General features: G+C 44.9%; 12 protein-coding genes and 1 other RNA gene. 4 read left to right on the forward strand and 9 right to left on the reverse strand.

Annotated features, from left to right (window positions below; all coding sequences use genetic code 11):
- Nucleotides 1–11 precede the first annotated feature (11 nt).
- Nucleotides 12–368, reverse strand: coding sequence for a YraN family protein (locus tag AABA75_RS03800; protein ID WP_338291189.1), 357 nt, complete (start codon nucleotides 366–368; stop codon nucleotides 12–14).
- The gene (locus AABA75_RS03805) at nucleotides 361–2064 is read right to left on the reverse strand and encodes a penicillin-binding protein activator (protein WP_338291190.1); all 1704 of its coding nucleotides are present in this window, start codon (nucleotides 2062–2064) and stop codon (nucleotides 361–363) included. Before AABA75_RS03805 ends, AABA75_RS03800 begins: the two co-directional genes overlap by 8 nt.
- Before the next feature lie 168 nt (nucleotides 2065–2232).
- Here AABA75_RS03805 and rsmI point away from each other — a divergent pair, with 168 nt between their 5' ends.
- A complete protein-coding gene (gene rsmI, locus AABA75_RS03810; protein ID WP_338294798.1) occupies nucleotides 2233–3075 on the forward strand; it encodes a 16S rRNA (cytidine(1402)-2'-O)-methyltransferase in 843 nt (280 codons plus the stop codon).
- Nucleotides 3076–3305: 230 nt separating this feature from the next.
- Here the strand turns inward: rsmI and AABA75_RS03815 are convergent, their stop codons facing one another.
- The gene (locus AABA75_RS03815; RefSeq protein WP_338291191.1) at nucleotides 3306–4790 is read right to left on the reverse strand and encodes a hypothetical protein; all 1485 of its coding nucleotides are present in this window, start codon (nucleotides 4788–4790) and stop codon (nucleotides 3306–3308) included.
- Between the two features lie 127 nt (nucleotides 4791–4917).
- Here AABA75_RS03815 and rnpB point away from each other — a divergent pair.
- Nucleotides 4918–5260, forward strand: an RNA gene (gene rnpB / locus AABA75_RS03820) — RNase P RNA component class A.
- Between the two features lie 321 nt (nucleotides 5261–5581).
- Here rnpB and AABA75_RS03825 read toward each other — a convergent pair.
- Nucleotides 5582–7903 carry a fatty acid cis/trans isomerase gene (locus tag AABA75_RS03825; RefSeq protein WP_338291192.1) on the reverse strand — a complete coding sequence of 774 codons (2322 nt, stop codon included), beginning with the start codon at nucleotides 7901–7903 and terminating at the stop codon, nucleotides 5582–5584.
- The gene (locus AABA75_RS03830) at nucleotides 7903–8595 is read right to left on the reverse strand and encodes an SDR family NAD(P)-dependent oxidoreductase (RefSeq protein WP_338291193.1); all 693 of its coding nucleotides are present in this window, start codon (nucleotides 8593–8595) and stop codon (nucleotides 7903–7905) included. Before AABA75_RS03830 ends, AABA75_RS03825 begins: the two co-directional genes overlap by 1 nt.
- 171 nt (nucleotides 8596–8766) lie before the next feature.
- On the opposite strand from AABA75_RS03830, the gene AABA75_RS03835 reads away from it, so the two are divergent.
- Both AABA75_RS03835 and AABA75_RS03840 read left to right on the forward strand, forming a co-directional pair.
- A complete protein-coding gene (locus AABA75_RS03835) occupies nucleotides 8767–9630 on the forward strand; it encodes a mechanosensitive ion channel family protein (protein ID WP_338291194.1) in 864 nt (287 codons plus the stop codon).
- On the forward strand, nucleotides 9627–11393 hold the full coding sequence (locus AABA75_RS03840; protein WP_338291196.1) for a cation:proton antiporter: 1767 nt from the start codon (nucleotides 9627–9629) through the stop codon (nucleotides 11391–11393). The genes AABA75_RS03835 and AABA75_RS03840 overlap by 4 nt, the downstream gene beginning before the upstream one ends.
- Before the next feature lie 29 nt (nucleotides 11394–11422).
- On the opposite strand, the gene AABA75_RS03845 is transcribed toward AABA75_RS03840, so the two are convergent.
- From AABA75_RS03845 to AABA75_RS03860, 4 genes are all read right to left on the reverse strand, one after another.
- Nucleotides 11423–13531, reverse strand: coding sequence for an ATP-binding protein (locus tag AABA75_RS03845; RefSeq protein WP_338291197.1), 2109 nt, complete (start codon nucleotides 13529–13531; stop codon nucleotides 11423–11425).
- A gap of 30 nt (nucleotides 13532–13561) precedes the next feature.
- Nucleotides 13562–14122 carry a paraquat-inducible protein A gene (locus tag AABA75_RS03850; protein WP_338291198.1) on the reverse strand — a complete coding sequence of 187 codons (561 nt, stop codon included), beginning with the start codon at nucleotides 14120–14122 and terminating at the stop codon, nucleotides 13562–13564.
- 79 nt (nucleotides 14123–14201) lie between these two features.
- Nucleotides 14202–15377 carry an ABC transporter permease gene (locus AABA75_RS03855; RefSeq protein WP_338291199.1) on the reverse strand — a complete coding sequence of 392 codons (1176 nt, stop codon included), beginning with the start codon at nucleotides 15375–15377 and terminating at the stop codon, nucleotides 14202–14204.
- Entirely contained in the window at nucleotides 15370–16320 is a 951-nt protein-coding gene (locus AABA75_RS03860) for an ABC transporter ATP-binding protein (RefSeq protein ID WP_338291200.1), read from the reverse strand. Before AABA75_RS03860 ends, AABA75_RS03855 begins: the two co-directional genes overlap by 8 nt.
- Nucleotides 16321–16345 lie beyond the last annotated feature (25 nt).

Consider the following 16345-nt stretch of genomic DNA (forward strand, 5'->3'; position numbering starts at 1 on the left):
ATCGTTCTCTGTTAATACACGTTTTTGTGCCAGCTGATTTGCTTATCATTTATGGCTAGCAAGTCTATTCTGAAACTGGTTAACTCAGCATTCATCTGCTTTTGTGCTAACCAAAACATTATCGCTTTGTGCAATTTCTGTTGCTTGGATTTGGTATAAGACGCTTCAGCATCGCCAAAGTTTCTATTGAGTTTAGATTTTACTTCAACAAATACCCATTGCTCCTGTTCTTTGAAAATAAGATCTATCTCTCCCCAGCGGCAGTGATAGTTTGCAGAAACAAAGGTTAATCCTTGCTTAATCAGATAACTGCGCGCCTTTTTCTCAGCCCATATTCCATTGAGTCGGGCTTTCATTCCGCTAATCATTGGTAATAACTTTGATTTCCTGTTCACTGAATTGCGCAGTGCTGGTACGTCGAATGGTCTGATGTGCAGCATTTAATGTTATTTGCCCGCTAAGTCCCTGCCACGACTGATTTTTCAGGTTAGCTAAAAGTGGTAAATAGGGCGCCATGTTCAAAGCGTCGTAGCCCATTGCAAACAAGCGTTGCAGCGCATCCCGTCGTCCCGGCCACAGTTGTTCAGCTCGCTTGCGCAACCCGGAATAGGCTGGGCTATCCAACATCCACGGCATTTCAATGAAATTCAGGTTACGCAAGTCTCGTAAATCATTCTCGCTCAGGTTACGACTGAAGCTGCGCGAAGTCGCATATACCGGAATAATTGCTGAAAAGGGGCTGGTACTGGCTTCTATGAGAGGATTGATAAGCTCAGTTTGAGTGGCGTTGGCAAAAATAATAATGGCATCAATATCGCGACGGTTGCGCTCAAAACTATGTAATTCAGGTTTCAGCAAATTACTGATTTGGCGAACTCTGGCTTTGCTATCGGTCAGGGCCAATTTATCGTTTACACCTCGGCGGACTGCATTATTGTCGGAGAACTCCAAAGTAACTGGTAGGGTTTGCTGCTTTTCTTGCCAGGAACTGACAAAGGCGTCTTTCATGCGTTGATAGGTAGCGCTATCCGCAGCGATGATCATTGGATATTTGATACCCTGTCCGGCAAGGGAGCTTGCTAACTGTACAGCCTCATCCTCAGGCGCCAAGGAGTAAAAAAAGTGCTGTTCTTCGGGGATATCTATATCTGCTCGATTTAAAAATAGTACTGAGATACCTTGGGGGATAAGCGGTTTAACTTGCTCAATGTTGTCTTTAATTAAGGGGCCAATGACTAGATCTGTACCTGAAAGTTCTAGAGTTGAAGGGAGTTCATTGAGCCAGTTTGCTGTATCGATAAATGTTAACTGCCTATCTGTGTAGTACTGCGCAAAGTTAGCGGCTAGTATGCCTTCTTTGATGGCTTCTCCTTGCGCTTTTAATTGTCCGGACAAGGGCAGCAATACGGTGATTTTTTTAAATTGAGGCAAGGTTTGCGCCATGATGTTCTGCAGTGGCTCAGGTAATTGTTGCGCAAAGCTGTGGCTGGCGAATCTTGCTTGCCAGCTGAGAATGTTTTGTTTGGCTTGGATAAAGTCTCTGCTGAGTTGTCGCTGTCGCTGCAAAAGTTGTAACACCGGGTTGAGCACACTGATTTCAGCGAGATGTTGGCTGATTTCATCATCCGATAAATTGAGCAGCAGCTGCCAAATTTGCAAGTCAACTTCTCTGCCAGGTTCACTACTTAAATGTAGCGAGTTTGCCGCTAACCAAAAGCGCCTGGTTTGTTGATAGGCCTGTACTAATAACTGGTGCTTCTGTTGCATGAAATCAGAGTTATCAGGAATTCGCTCTAGCCAGCGTTCTGCCTCTTTGTATTGTTGCAACTCCAGCAAGCATGTTGCTTTAACAAGAAGCAATTCGGGGTCAGATGAAGTGGCGCTGTACTTTGCAGTGACCAGCTTGGCGATTTCTAATGCTTTTGGGCAGCTATTTCCTGATACTAATGTAACTAGCTGTAATAAATCTTGGGTGGGATCTTCTGCTTGTTGGGCACGCGCTAACAGGTCTTGTGGAGTATCACCGACCTCAATGGGAGCTTGTACAGGCAGCTTTTTGTTCACAGTTTTTGGGGATGTATCGGTGCTCCCGCAACCAGTGATTAAAATTAGCAACAAGCTGAAAGGCAGAATCTTGTTATACAACCTGAGCACTCACTTTATTAATTAGCCACATTTTCTGCCTAATAGTTTAAAATGCGTTATCTTGCATTACAACATCAGACCTCAGCTATGGCCAAAACCGGACAACTTTTTATTGTCGCCACTCCTATCGGTAACCTCAGTGATATTACTCATCGTGCCATAGAGGTATTGAATACGGTTGATATAATTGCCGCGGAGGATACACGTCACAGTGGTCGATTGTTACAGCACTACGGTATTAATACCCGGTTAATTGCGTTGCACGAGCACAATGAAACGCAGAAGAAAGCTTGGGTGATAGAGCAGTTAAAAACGGGGCTGGATATTGCCTTGATTTCCGATGCTGGTACACCACTTATTAGCGACCCTGGTTTTCCATTAGTGAACAGTTGTCGGGAGTCTGGATTAGTTGTAACGCCTGTACCCGGCGCTTGTGCAGTCGTGGCAGCATTGTGTGCCTCGGGCTTGCCAACCGATGCGTTTCAGTTTTGTGGATTTCTACCGGTTAAAACACTGGCCAAGGAAAATGCCCTGAATGCTATTCAGGATACTCGTAAAACTAGCATTTTTTATGAGGCGCCAAGACGGATAAGAGATACGCTTGCCACTATTGCGCGCTGCTTGCAAGCCGAGCGTCAGATAGTGGTAGCGAAAGAGCTCACCAAGAGCTTTGAGCAATTTTTTAAAGGCACTGCACAGCAAGCGCTGCAATGGTTGGATGAAGAGCCACAAAGAGAAAAAGGCGAGTTTGTACTGTTAATTGGTCCGGCTGAGCAAAATGATAGTGGTATCCCACCGGAAGCGGTAAAGCTACTTTCCAGTTTAACTCCACTGATGCCGGGTAAAAAAGCGGCCGCTTTGGTGGCTGAGCACTACCAGTTAAAGAAAAATGAACTTTACAAGCTAACCCTGGATTTAAAATCTGACTAGAGCGTGTTGAATGCTTTTGATTTATCCCTACATGGATGTAGGTGATTAGAATAACGCAGGAGCAGTTTTCGAGAACCACTAGACCTTCAAGCATTCGCCTTGTCTACCAAATGCTGTAGGAACAGCATAGAACAGCGTTAGCCGGCCTGCGAAGCTGGTTAGCTAAAAGGACGTAGCGAATAAATTGCACACAGCAAGCTGCGAAATTGCACAGCAAAGTTCAACACGCTCTAATTCTTAAAGGTATTCACTTTGTTCCACAGATTTTGGGTGCGGGTAAAGGAGAAAAAATCCTGAGGGTGCCAACATCTTGGGACCAGATCGGCATCATCACCCTCTTTAAAGTCGGATTTTAACTCTTTGAGGATTTCGATGAGTTTGGTTTTACTAACTTTTTCCAGTTTTTTGCGGGTCGCCGGATAAAACAAATTATTGGCTTTGCTGATAACGTGATTGATGGCAAATGCGTTGAACTGCAAGCCTCGAGTGGCAACCCGACAAATAGGGACGTCCAGTTGTTTAGGATAGAGTGAGTTCACTACCGCATATTCGTACCTGTCCAGATCAAAGCCATCTGAGTCTTTGGGAATGTATACCACGCCAAACCCCTGTGGGAATATACCTAAGATTTCAATCAGTGAATCGGAGACCTCTTTGTTGTACGCGCCAACTTCAGCTCCTCTCTCCATTACTGCATTAACGCGAGGTAATGATTCGTAGGTGTAATTGGCTTTGGTGGACATCACCACTGAGCAATAAACTTGCGGTACTTTGAGCAAATTGCCAATACCATCGCCGGGATTGATTGCGCTTTTCAACAGATTGCGAATAAACAGCAGTTTTTTCTTTTCGGTATCGAGGAAAACGTCTCTTTCTTCTTTACTGTTACCGGTATATTTTTGCATGCCCAAGCCCTGAGTTACAAACTTCAAAGACTGGGTATAGTTGATTTTTAACAGATTATTTCGGTCTTCTTTTTCCAGCATCCGAAACTCATCTTGATCGCCATCTTCTCCGCGTAATATAAGGTCTGCATCGGGGTGTACCTGGCCGATATCCTGGCAAAGACAAGCGATAATCAGGGGGATTTCAACATCATTGCGATAAGGAGATTGTTCTATTTCTTTATCTTCCTTATCCATCATAAAATCAACGTTTTCTTGGTATTTGCTACTGATATATTTGTCGTTGATTTTTTCTTTTTGTACCAGGTGATGTACTAGCTTCACTGCTAAAATAGCTTTGTATAAATGCTTGGTTTTCTGATTTTGGCGAGCGACATCGTTGCCTTCTGTAGGAGATAGCAGTTGTAGTGTGCCTAATGCCCGAGCGACGTTGCTGTTAAACTCTTCATCGTTCTTGCCTTGCAGTGCAGACATTAAATCTTTTGCTAGTTTTAACACTTTGTCTAAACGCTCGTAGCGTTTTTCATCCTGCTCTCGCTCTATATCTTTGTGAGCGATTTCCAGCGTATCTTTTTTTAGGTTAAGCTTTTTTAATTTTTCTTCATCGGAGGTCATGTCGATGGCATCATCGACATCATCAATTTGGCTCTGAGCGAAAGCCAGCCGTTTTTCATGTTCTGGTGCTTCGGCATAAAAATCAGCAGCAATTTCGAATAATGAATCACGAACAGGAGAAGCGCTATAAATACGCTTTAATATATCTTTTAGTTGTCGGGTGTGGGAGGCGTCTCCCTGTTGTCCCTTGCTCATCCGCTGTCACTTTCAGTTTTTACTAAAACCAGTTTAGTGCAGTTTTAGCATTTTGCGAAACGCTAATTAAAACAAGAGCTTTGATATACCTCTTGGTAAAAACACTTTTTATCTGTAAAATCCCGCCCGAGTTGACCAGACAATCGCCGCCTGTTTTGCAGGGGGAGGAAAGTCCGGGCTCCACAGGGTAGGATGCCAGATAACTTCTGGGCGGTGTAAGCCGACGACAAGTGCAGCAGAGAGAAGACCGCCTCTGTAATGAGGTAAGGGTGAAAGGGTGCGGTAAGAGCGCACCGCGCACCTGGCAACAGTGTGTGGCGAGGTAAACTCCATCCGGAGCAAGATCAAATAGGGTTCCTTATGGCGCGACCCGCGTTGGAACCGGGTAGATTGCTTGAGCCTGTGAGCAATTGCAGGCCTAGATGAATGATTGTCCACGACAGAACCCGGCTTATCGGTCAGCTCCCCAATAAATGAAAACCCTGATGTCGTATCAGGGTTTTTTCTTTGGGCAATCACCGACGAATGATTGCCCACGACGGATTATCTATTGTAGGTCGACATTGAGCGCCATGGAAGGCGTGAATGTCTTTTTTGCAGGGAGCAAAAAAAGACGATGTCGACAATGCATCAGGGATCAACCGCTTTTGTCCGACTGGCCGGTTTTTGTTCCCGACAAAACCGGCATTCACTACATCCCTGTAGCTCAAGCCGAGCCTACAGGACAATCACCGATGAATGATTGTCCACGACGGATTATCCATGACTGCACCAATGAATTCGCTGAAGCTCTATCGATTCTCTAACCTGTTGAAATCGAAATACCCAAATTCAACCGGGAAATCCTTGCGATAACTGTCATGCAACTTATCACTAAACTGCCAAAAATAAGGATTTGTGCGGCGAACTCCCCAGTTTGTCAGCAACTTTGCGTAGTCTTTTTCGCTCTTAAGCTCAATTATGCTTTTTGCGAAGCTTTGTAGCTCGGATTGCGGGACAGAAAACAGAGCATTGGGATGAGAGGTCATAACCCCGGGGGCAAAGGTTAATGTATCCTCATTAGGTAGCCTTCTGTCCATTTCGCCAAACAGGTGCGAGATATTGCTGTAAGCGTTATGACTTAACAGGCTGAACAGTTGGGATGGCTCGCTTTCTGAGGTTACCAGGATGAGAGAAGCTTGCGGCATGATCGCTGCGGCATTGCCTTTAACATTGTTGAGCAATTTGGCGGCTTTTAGGGTGTCATTTGAGGTTGCTGCCTTGACAAAATGCCGTTGGCTTTCAGCATTGCCGACGTGTGCTTTTATTATTTGATGAAGCTCCGATAAGGGCTTTTTACTGGTAAATTCAATGTCGGTTTCTGGTTGATACGCGTTGCCTTCGTATACATATTTTTCAACCATGCTAACAGAGCCGCGATACCATTGCTGTCGAACTGACTCTCTGGCGTCTTTGGGGAGTAACGCTAAAAAATTATACTCTCCTTCCATGCGCAGAAAATCCATATACATGCGACTATTTAATTGATGTCCCATGTTGCCATACACATCGTACCCCGCGACGAGTAAGTAATGAATCCGCTCAAACAGCGGATAGGTAATAATCCAGGCTGTCTGTGGGTTTTCACCCACCAACCCTTTGACGACACTGGCAGCGTCAAAATGGCGGAAAATGGTGAGAGATGAGTTATCGTTTTCCCCATCGCCGTCCCATAAAAGGTTTACATTGATAGGTAATGATTTTTCAACATGTTCTTTAATATATTCAGACTTCAATTTCAGATAGCTGCGTTCGCGTTTGGCGTAAGCTAGCCAATTGGTGGGGAGTGCATTACTTTGTGCTTCGGCGGGCAATAACAGGGTTGCTCGGGCTTTCTGCATAAATGCTTCGTCATATTCTGGTAATACCAAATCGGGATCTGCAAAAACTACCCAAAAGTGATCGTTGATGACATTTAACGCTATCTGGCCTCGACACACAGCCCCTTTTATAAATTGCATAATGCTGTACTGGGCTTCGTCTAACATGAATCTGTAGCGGCTCTGCGTGGGAATTTGAGCAAACGTTATAAAGGGATTTGAAGCCGTTTTGGGCTCGTAGCCAGGCAGTGAGGTGACATCATAGTCCTGTTCAAAAAACCAATTGTCCCATTTTTCCATCCTGGAATCGGATAAATGGAATGGCATGTGAAGTTTATCAACAATGGTTTCGCTCACCGGAACTACTCTGTAGTAAAAGGTTTCGGTTCCCGGTGCATCAAATGGTCGGCGAGCCGCAATAATGTCAGGTTCAGTACCAGGAGGTGTTCTGGATCTAATGAGCTTAAAGAATAAGTTGGGCTTTTCGTTGGCTGTCGCAGTAAAGTAGAGGTGCGCCAGAAAAAGATGTTCATACAGGTAACGCGCAACTAAGCGGCCTTTTAATGACGGGTTATTGAAATATTTCTCCCAGCGCTTGACTGCTTGTTGTTCATCTTCAGTCAATTGCAAATCAGTTCCTCTTTGCATACCAGAAAGTAGCCACTTGGAGAGGGTTTGATGTTCTTCCTGATTAAGTGCCGGTAATCCATAAGGCATGCCCCATAATGGGTTTTGTTTTGCATATTGCTGATAGTTTTTGGGGGTAGGGCAGCTCAGTGGGCGATTGATATCCAGGTTAAAGGATTCGGGGAGCTTTTTTGTATCAGGCAGTGGAGAGTGCTGTTTCTGTAACAGCATGTCCAACATCAAATTGTTGTCTTCACCTACCACCGAATAAAAACCCAGTTCTCGCCATTGCTGCATATCGGAGGCATCCTCGAAAAGACGCGTTGGGGTGGCTGCAGTGAGGCGTTCACCATCATATACGGGGAGGTGATGAGCACCCCGCATAATTCCCTCATAGCTGCCGAGTTTCAGTTGGCATGGTGCGTCGTAGCATCCATGACAAACAACACAGCGATTATCCAATATGGTTTTCACGCTGCTTTGATAGCTCAAACTCTGTTCTTGTGAGGGGTTATCACCCCGCACGGGGGCAGACCCAGCCTCTTGGGCAATACTGATAAAACCAAAAAAAAGCACCATCAAGGACGCAAAGGTTGCTTTACTCAGGCATGTTTTGACAATACTCATTACCAAGATATCTCTTGGCGATCACGCAAAAACTTGCCGTTTGGACAATCGCTTTCCAGCGTGCCTAACCAGACTATTGTGTCTGCGCCTTGCTCGGGGGTTCGCGGAGCGTCTTTCCCCCCCATTCTGGTATGCACCCAACCCGGGCATACGCTGTTGATTGTGACATTCTGACCACTTGCCGCTAGCTGTTTAGCGAGGTTTGCGGTGAGCGCATTCAAAGCTGCTTTGCTGACAGCATAGGGCAGTGGGCCCTCCATTCCCTCAGTAAATGAGCCCCATCCTGATGACACATTAATTATACGGCCAAAACCATTACGTAGCATTGCGGGTAACGCCTGCTTGATCAGGTTGTAGGGGCCATTTAAATGAATTTGCATTGATTCGGATAGTTCTTCTGTTGAAGCTTCTGTTCCTTGTTTTTGGTGTAATATTCCGGCGTTGTTAACCAGTACATCAATGTCCCCGTAAATAGCTGTCACTTTACTACAGCTCTCATCAATCGCTGCATGGCTTGATAAATCCAGTGTAATTGGATGGATGTCTCCCATTGTCTCGCCTGCTAAACTAGCTTTGGCCTGCTCTACATCTCGGCATGCTAATATGACTTTCATGCCTTTTTCAGCATATCCTTTTACCACTTCCAGCCCGATACCTCGATTACCTCCCGTTACTAATGCTGTTCGTGTCATCTGGTAGCTCCTTTGCCTTTTGGGTTGCTGTTAATGTTTTTCTATGTCGTCGGTCTATTTGTTACTCAACAAACAGTAAATCAGTTCATCTAGATTTATTATGGTTGATTGCAATCCAATTTGGCTAATTTAAGCTAAAACTTTATAAGATAGCCAAAACCAGGATGAATTATGGCAACTTCCATCAGTGAAGTATTGAGTTACGAGCTAGTTAACTTTTCAGGCAGCGTCATTGTCGTTTCGGACCTACTGTTGGTACTGGGTTTCGTCATTTTAGGGTGGCTGATGGCAAAATTAGGCGGGCGTTTCATTGCTAATCGTTTATTGGCGAGAAATGTGCGGCCGGACCTTGTACATTTAATCAGGCGAATTTTCACTATTGTTGTGCTTGTGCTCATTCTGCTATCTGTTTTGCAGTGGCTAAGCATCCCATTGACAGCATTTGCTTTTTTATCCGGGGCCGTTGCAATTGGTGTGGGGTTCGGGGCCCAGAATATAATTAATAATTTCATCAGTGGATGGATTTTGATGTGGGAAAGACCGATACGTATCGGTGATTTCCTCGAGGTTTCTGGGGATAAAGGAACGGTGGAATCAATCAATACCCGCTCTACACGTATTCGCCGGGTAGATGGTGTGCATTTGCTCATTCCCAATAGCCGGTTATTGGAAAATACTGTCACCAACTGGACATTGGTGGACAGGAACATCAGAACGTCGGTTCAGGTGGGCGTGATTTATGGTACTGATCCCAGGTTGGTGGAACGTTTGATAGGGGAGGCTGTTGAGCAGCACAAAGATATCTTGAATACTCCTCCGCCCATCATCGTTTTTGATGACTTCGGGGACAATGCTCTTAAGTTCGAGGTGTTTTTCTGGATAAATGCGTCAGTAGAACGAGATCTTCGCGCGATACGCAGTGATATCAGATATGTGCTCTGTGAGCTGTTTGATAAAAACAACGTGGTTTTTGCTTTCCCACAAAGAGATGTTCATGTCGATGGCCACATTAAAATACACCGGGAACCGTCGTGAGTGATCCAGCGACAATCTTGGTTATCATCGCAGGGCTCTCATTAACTGCCCAGTTGTTAGCGGTAAAACTGCGTATTCCCGCAATCTTGTTTCTATTGGCTGCTGGCATTTTGGCTGGACCTGCATTTCAAGTGCTAGATAGCGATGATCTGTTCGGGGATTTGTTGTTTCCGATTGTCTCTTTGTCTGTAGCGATTATTTTGTTCGAGGGGGCTTTGACACTTAATTTCAAAGAGCTCGGTAAGTTAGATCGCGTGGTGTTTAAGCTCTGCACAGTTGGAATACTGATATCCTGGTTGGTTGTCGCGCCAGTGGCTTGGTATTTATTGGATATTTCCTGGTCGTTGGCCTTTCTTTTTAGTGCCATCGTGACGGTCACCGGGCCGACAGTGATTATGCCACCTTTGAAATCGGTCAGGCCAAAGGCCAGTATTGCTAAAGTACTTCGCTGGGAGGGCATTCTCATTGACCCTTTAGGGGCAATATTGGCTGTATTGGTTTTTGAATTTATTATGATAAGCCAGCAACCATACAAGAATACCTTGCTTACCTTACTTACTACTTTTACTGCGGGATTGGTGTCGGGAATATGTTGTGGGGCTCTATTAAGCGAAGTGTTAAAAAGGCGTTTGCTGCCGAAGTTCCTGGTCAACTTCTTTGTGCTTATTGTAATACTATTGGCTTTCCAAATCGCCAATCAGTTTGCAGCAGAATCCGGTTTGATAACCGTAACTATCATGGGGGCCTGGTTGGCTAATCATCGCGGTGTGAACGTATCTGAAATAAAGGAATTTAAAGAGACTTTAACGGTTTTGTTAATTTCAGGTATGTTTATCATTCTTGCTGCGCGTGTAGATTTAATGGCTTTATACAGTATTGCTCCCGCTGCGATAATGATTGTGTCGGTAATGTGTTTGCTGGCGAGACCTCTTGTAGTCTTCATTTGCACTTTTGGTAGCAATCTCTCATGGCAAGAAAAAACACTCATTGCCTGGTTGGCTCCTCGCGGTATTGTTGCTGCGGCAATCAGCGCTCACTTTGCATTTAAACTAGAAAAGAGTGGCTATGAGCAGGTGGAAATACTATTGCCATTGGTATTTTTTGTCATCATCGCGACCGTCTCATTGCAAAGTCTTAGTGGTCTGAGACTGGCAAGTTGGTTAAAGGTGCGAGAGCCGAAAAAAAACGGGGTTGTGATTTTTGGCGTGGGACCATTCAGCACAGAACTTGCCAGAGCATTGCAAAAGAAAGATATTGACGTGTTACTTACGGATCCAAACCATCAAGCAATAGCTGCTGCCAAAATTCAAGGGTTTACAACCTACCTCGGGGATCCGAGTTCCAGGGCGGCTGAAGAGATCGTGGGAAGTGCGACTTATAGTCAGGCGCTAATTCTATCGCCCTACACAAACGCAAATTCATTCGCCACGCACTTTTTTCAAAAAGAGTACGGCAAAGAAATGGTTGCAGGCGTCTCTTCTGGGTATACTGGACAAAAGGATGTGGATAAAACTTACCGAGCTAGCCTCGGGGCATTTGGTGGGAAAACACTGGAGCAGCTGGATAAACTTGTCAATGATGGAGCTCGTATCATAGCTACTGAGCTCACGGATGAATACGATTTGACTGAGTACAAGCAAGACAATCTCAAACAACGACAACCCCTTATGGCAATCACTGACGATAAAAAGGTTATCGTTTTAAAAGAGAGCGAAATGCTAGATGAGTTATCTGCAAAGACTTTAATAAGCATCGAGTCTTAAATTAGCTTTCAGGTGGTGGTTTTCACCGGTTACTCGCTTTGTTCTATAGCACCATCCAGATTACTCAGGGCAATGGGTTTGGTGAGGATATCGTCAATAAGACCTTGGTTTTTAAGTTCTCGGGCCGAGTCTTCTATGTCACCAGTGACCATGATCGTGAGTAAGGGCTTTTTAGTAAGATGCCTGATGGCCAGGATTACTTCAGTGCCCAGTAGTCCCGGCATATTGTGGTCGGTGACCAACACATCGTATTCATCTTTTGCCTGTTGGAATATAGCCAAGGCCTCTTGGCCATTGGCTGCTTCGGTAACTGAAAAGCCTTTCATGGTTAGATAGGTGGAATAGATGTTGCGCAAGTTATCTTCATCTTCCACAAGCAAAATGCGCTGGTTGCTGACCATGGGCGAGCTTGGTTTGGCTGTGACGACTTCCTCGACTTGCAGCTGAGTAACTGGCAGGCGGATGGTGAAACGAGTTCCCTCTCCCTCGGTACTGTCGACAGAAATTGTGCCCTTTATTTTTTGCACTATACCGTGTACCACCGAAAGCCCCAATCCGGTGCCTTCGGTTTTTTTCTTGGTACTGAAGAAAGGCTCAAACAGCTTATCTTGGGCTTCCTGTGGAATACCACTGCCATCGTCCAAAACAGTCAAAACAAACTCTTGGTTTTCTTTTTTCAGAGTTAATTCAACTTTTGTTGCGCCAGCTTGCGAGGCATTCTTAACAAGGTTGATCAGAATTTGACTGATGGAAGATTCATCCGCCAGGATATTGCCCTCAGCTTCACATTGAAAGACAACTTCGCTTTTCTTTTTAAGTCCGGGGGTCAGCAATTCCAGGGTCTGTTCAATGTTTTCTACAATATCGATCACTTTCAGGTATTCGGTATCTGCTCTTGAGAACTGCAGAATCTGTCGCACCATACTGGCGCCTCGTTCCCCAGCTTCGATTATATGTGTTACACACTTCTGGGCATTGTTGCTGAGGTCGACACTCATTTTTAGTAGCTCTGAACTGCCACGAATGATGGCCAGAATGTTGTTAAAGTCATGGGCTATACCGCTGGCAAGCGTACCCATTGATTCCATTTTCTGGGCATTCTGTGAGCGCTGTTCAACTTCAATAATGGGGCGTAAATCTGTCAGGTTGAGCCATACTAATTCGGCTCCATCTTCAATTCGATGAGAACTGAAACGGTCAAATACCACCGGAATTTCACTGCCATCGATCGCAATAAGCCGTGCTGACATGGCGGGGTGAGTTTCATCGGTATGCACCATATATACAGCATCAATGGATTCACCGAGCAACTGGTTCTTGCTTTGATATTGCAGCATTTCCACACAGCTATTGTTGACGAAGTTTATTTTACCCGACGATTTCACATAATTAATAATGGCGTTTTGTGAATGGTCCGTAAAGGTATCAAAGGTATGGCGTATACGCGCTATCTGGGTGCGTTGCCGTTCAATCGCGGCTCTGTCGTTTTTAACCCTCCTTAAAACAGGGACTACAACAAACAGGATGCTGACGGAAATAATGGTAAGGGAGAGGATCAGCAGTTGCTGTAAAGCCGTTATTTGAAATTCCTGGTGTTGGCGCTGGGTTTCGCGCAAGGTATCTGCAACCTGACGCAAGTTATTGGACATATTGCGAATTGACGCTGAATTAAAGTCAGGGATTTGCTCTGGTTCTTCATCCTTTAAAACCGTGCGGGTGGTATTGATCAATAATTGCAGTTGCTTAACGGTTTCACTTTCAGAATTCAGCACATTATCGATGGGCTCAGCGAGTGGGGTACTTTGGAAATAATTGAGACTTTCGGAAATGCGAGAAAGGTGCTCAACCGCGTAGCGCTTGAGGTTCACTCGATGTCTCCCCGGCTCCGCACTGAGTAGCCCTTGCAGTGTCATTGTTAGTGATTTACTGCGTTCGCTTAGTTCATTGGCTATTGCGGCCTGCACCAGGTTGTGCTTTTGTTGCTCAATCAGGCGTTGTTGAATTGCAAAAGACAACAACAATACTGTGAGTACTGTGATGAGCGAAATAATCGAGCGTGTCTTAAAACCTGTAAGTGACAGTGCTTCCATCTTGCTGTCTGTTTTGATTCCTGAATGGACATCGTTTAAAGATAGCACAACTTCCTGTCGTGCCAATGGTATTGAGGTTTAGCCTTGTTTTACGCCACGGTAAAACAGTTGTGTACCCGCAAGAGATATCAGGCAATAGGCAGTAAAGAACCAAAAACCCAGGCCGACATTTGACAAGGTTTGCGAACTTAACTCAAACGTGATTTTGAACAGGCCCATGTTTATTTGCTCTGTGCTGGTGGTGCTGGCGTGATCAGTGGACAGTACTGCGAGAAAGATAGCCACTACAAATACGTCTGCCATAGACCATTTGCCAATGCTGGTAACAAAGCTCAGCAGTTTTTGTTTTGTCTCTTGTGAGCGAATAATGCGCGCTACAGTCACTAAGCTGGTTTTGAGCAGTGGCACCACCACAGAAAAGAATAAGATAAGAAAGCCAACAAGGTAACGCTGCTCATTCCACAGCTCAGTTACCGTCCCCAATATCGACAATTCTTTATCAATTAGCGCAGTTGAAAGCGCGGAACTGCCCAGGTCAGCCTGCATTTCCATATTCATGGAAAAAATCGGAAGCATAATACCGGGTACGAAAAGCCCCAGCGCTAAAATATTTAATATAAAGCCAATGTTTTGTTTCATATTGGGAAAAATAGTTGAAGTCGTCTTAGTTTATCGGCCTGCGCTGACGCCTGGCTGAATCAGCGCAGTATTGAAATAGTTATAACGATTTGTTTCGCATGTTTTTCCACATTTGATACCAAGTGGGCTCTTTGCCAAACAGGGTAATATTAGCGCGGAAGATGCGACTTGCGTAAAGCCTTACTAACCAGATCCCAGCTACCATGGCGATAAAAGACAGAGATATTTGCCAGAAAGGCACTTCCATCGAAGCCATCCGCATTGGCATAAACGAAATCGCAGTGAGAGGGATCATGGACAATATCGTTGCCACTTCACCTGCTGGGTCATCCAGCACCATAAAAACCAACATCACGGGCAGCATAGGCAATAACATTAATCCGGTTTTCCCTGAGTGATTGGGATCGTCGATAGTGGCAGAAAATCCCACAAAAACATAATTCCAGAACACGATACCTAAAATACAGAAAAGCACCATCATTGCTAGCGGCGAATCGGAGAGGCTTAAGTCAATCTCATTGCCCGGAGAAAAAATACTGACGGCGCTAAAAATCAGCACCATGATAATCAGAGTGGAAATCAAGCTTTTAATACTGGATAAGCAAAGCCCAATGGCTTTACCATCAATCCACTGTTGAAAGTTAATGCAGGTGAGTAATTGCTCTGTCACTCTGTGCTGTTTTTCCTGAGTTACCGACGTCATACACAAGGCAAAACTATTAAACACTGCGATAGCAGTCAGGATGGCAACAATACTACTCAACAGTTTGGCATCTTCTCCCACTTGTTGCTCGGCGCTATTGATCACCTCAAGGTCTAAAGGATTTTCTAACTTTTCGAGCTGTTCTTGTGACATGGCTAGTTCATGGAGCAATTGGCTGCGCTCGTAATCCTGCAACTCACTTTCCAGAGTTCGTCGCCAGCTGACTTCATTAGGAATAAGCAATTGATATTGAGAAGATTCTTGTGTTTTCAGCAATATACCTGCGAGTGACTCTTCAGCCATCAAACGCTGATACTCAACGACAGTCAGGTTATCCGGTAGGGTCGAGATGTTAAAACGGTCACTGAAGCTGAAGGGAACTTCACCCGCTACCGCTAATTCCACCTTTTGTTGCTGCGTCTGTTGCTGCCAATATTGCACGGCAAACAACGCACCGTAGAGGGCCAACATGACCAGGTAGCCGATGATTTCTTGCTTGAGTTTGAGGTTTTTTAAAAATTCCCAACGGGCCACAATCCATATTTTAGTCATCTTGATGTTCCTTCTCTGCATTACTGTCACTTAATGCATGCAAATAAATTTCATGTAATCCAGGCTGCTGCAATTGCAGGTTAGCCACGGGTAACATAGCCATTACTTGTTTTAACAGCGTCGGTATATGACAACCCCCCGACAACCGCAGTTGAATGTTGAACTGGTCAACGGGAGTTATTGCTAACACATCGGATAGCTGTTGTTGTGCTGTCGTTAATACCTCTTCGGCAGGACACTCTGCGAGTTCTAGGGACAAGGTGCTACCCAGCGTTGATGCGGCTCTGATTTGCTTCATGTCGCCATAAAGTACCGCTTTTCCTTTTGCCATCAGCAGTAACCTGTCTGCCAGTTTTTCCACCAGAGACATTTGATGGGCACTGAGTAGTATCGTCGTGCCTTGTTCTTTTAAGGTTGTTAGAAACTGAATCACTTTTTCCTGATTGACGGGGTCCAACCCGGAAAAGGGTTCATCCAAGATCACCAGCTCGGGGCGATGAATAATACTGCTCAGTAGCTGTATTTTTTGTTGATTACCCTTGGACAAGGCTTTTAAAGGTTCTTTTTGACGATCCAGCAGGTCAAATTCCTCTAACCAAAACTGAATTTGCTGTTCCGCGTCAGATTTCTTCATGCCTTTCAGCGCTGCAATGTAATGCAGTGTTTTGTGAATTGAGGTTTCCTGGTACAAGCCTCGCTCTTCAGGCAGGTAGCCAAATTGTTCGCTACTGAGCCTTGTGATTTGCTGTTCACCCTTGTTGATAAGAATCTCTCCTTTATCGACAGTAGTAAGACCCACCAACATGCGTAGCGTGGAAGATTTGCCAGCGCCGTTAGGACCTAAAATTGCGAAAATCTCACCACTTTTTATATCAAAGCTGAGATCATTGACGGCTTTGACCGTTTTATAGGTTTTACACAAATGGCGAATTTGAATATGCACAGGTGAACTCCTTGTCGTGCGGAAC

Source organism: Planctobacterium marinum (assembly GCF_036322805.1).
GTDB lineage: Bacteria > Pseudomonadota > Gammaproteobacteria > Enterobacterales > Alteromonadaceae > Planctobacterium > Planctobacterium marinum_A.

Bases quoted from the DNA above. Each gene is read 5' to 3' on its own strand.
- AABA75_RS03800 (WP_338291189.1), bottom strand. From the start codon at position 368: ATGATTAGCGGAATGAAAGCCCGACTCAATGGAATATGGGCTGAGAAA.
- AABA75_RS03815 (WP_338291191.1), bottom strand. From the start codon at position 4,790: ATGAGCAAGGGACAACAGGGAGACGCCTCCCACACCCGACAACTAAAA.
- AABA75_RS03850 (WP_338291198.1), bottom strand. From the start codon at position 14,122: ATGAAACAAAACATTGGCTTTATATTAAATATTTTAGCGCTGGGGCTT.
- AABA75_RS03830 (WP_338291193.1), bottom strand. From the start codon at position 8,595: ATGACACGAACAGCATTAGTAACGGGAGGTAATCGAGGTATCGGGCTG.
- AABA75_RS03835 (WP_338291194.1), top strand. From the start codon at position 8,767: ATGGCAACTTCCATCAGTGAAGTATTGAGTTACGAGCTAGTTAACTTT.
- rsmI (WP_338294798.1), top strand. From the start codon at position 2,233: ATGGCCAAAACCGGACAACTTTTTATTGTCGCCACTCCTATCGGTAAC.
- AABA75_RS03855 (WP_338291199.1), bottom strand. From the start codon at position 15,377: ATGACTAAAATATGGATTGTGGCCCGTTGGGAATTTTTAAAAAACCTC.
- AABA75_RS03825 (WP_338291192.1), bottom strand. From the start codon at position 7,903: ATGAGTATTGTCAAAACATGCCTGAGTAAAGCAACCTTTGCGTCCTTG.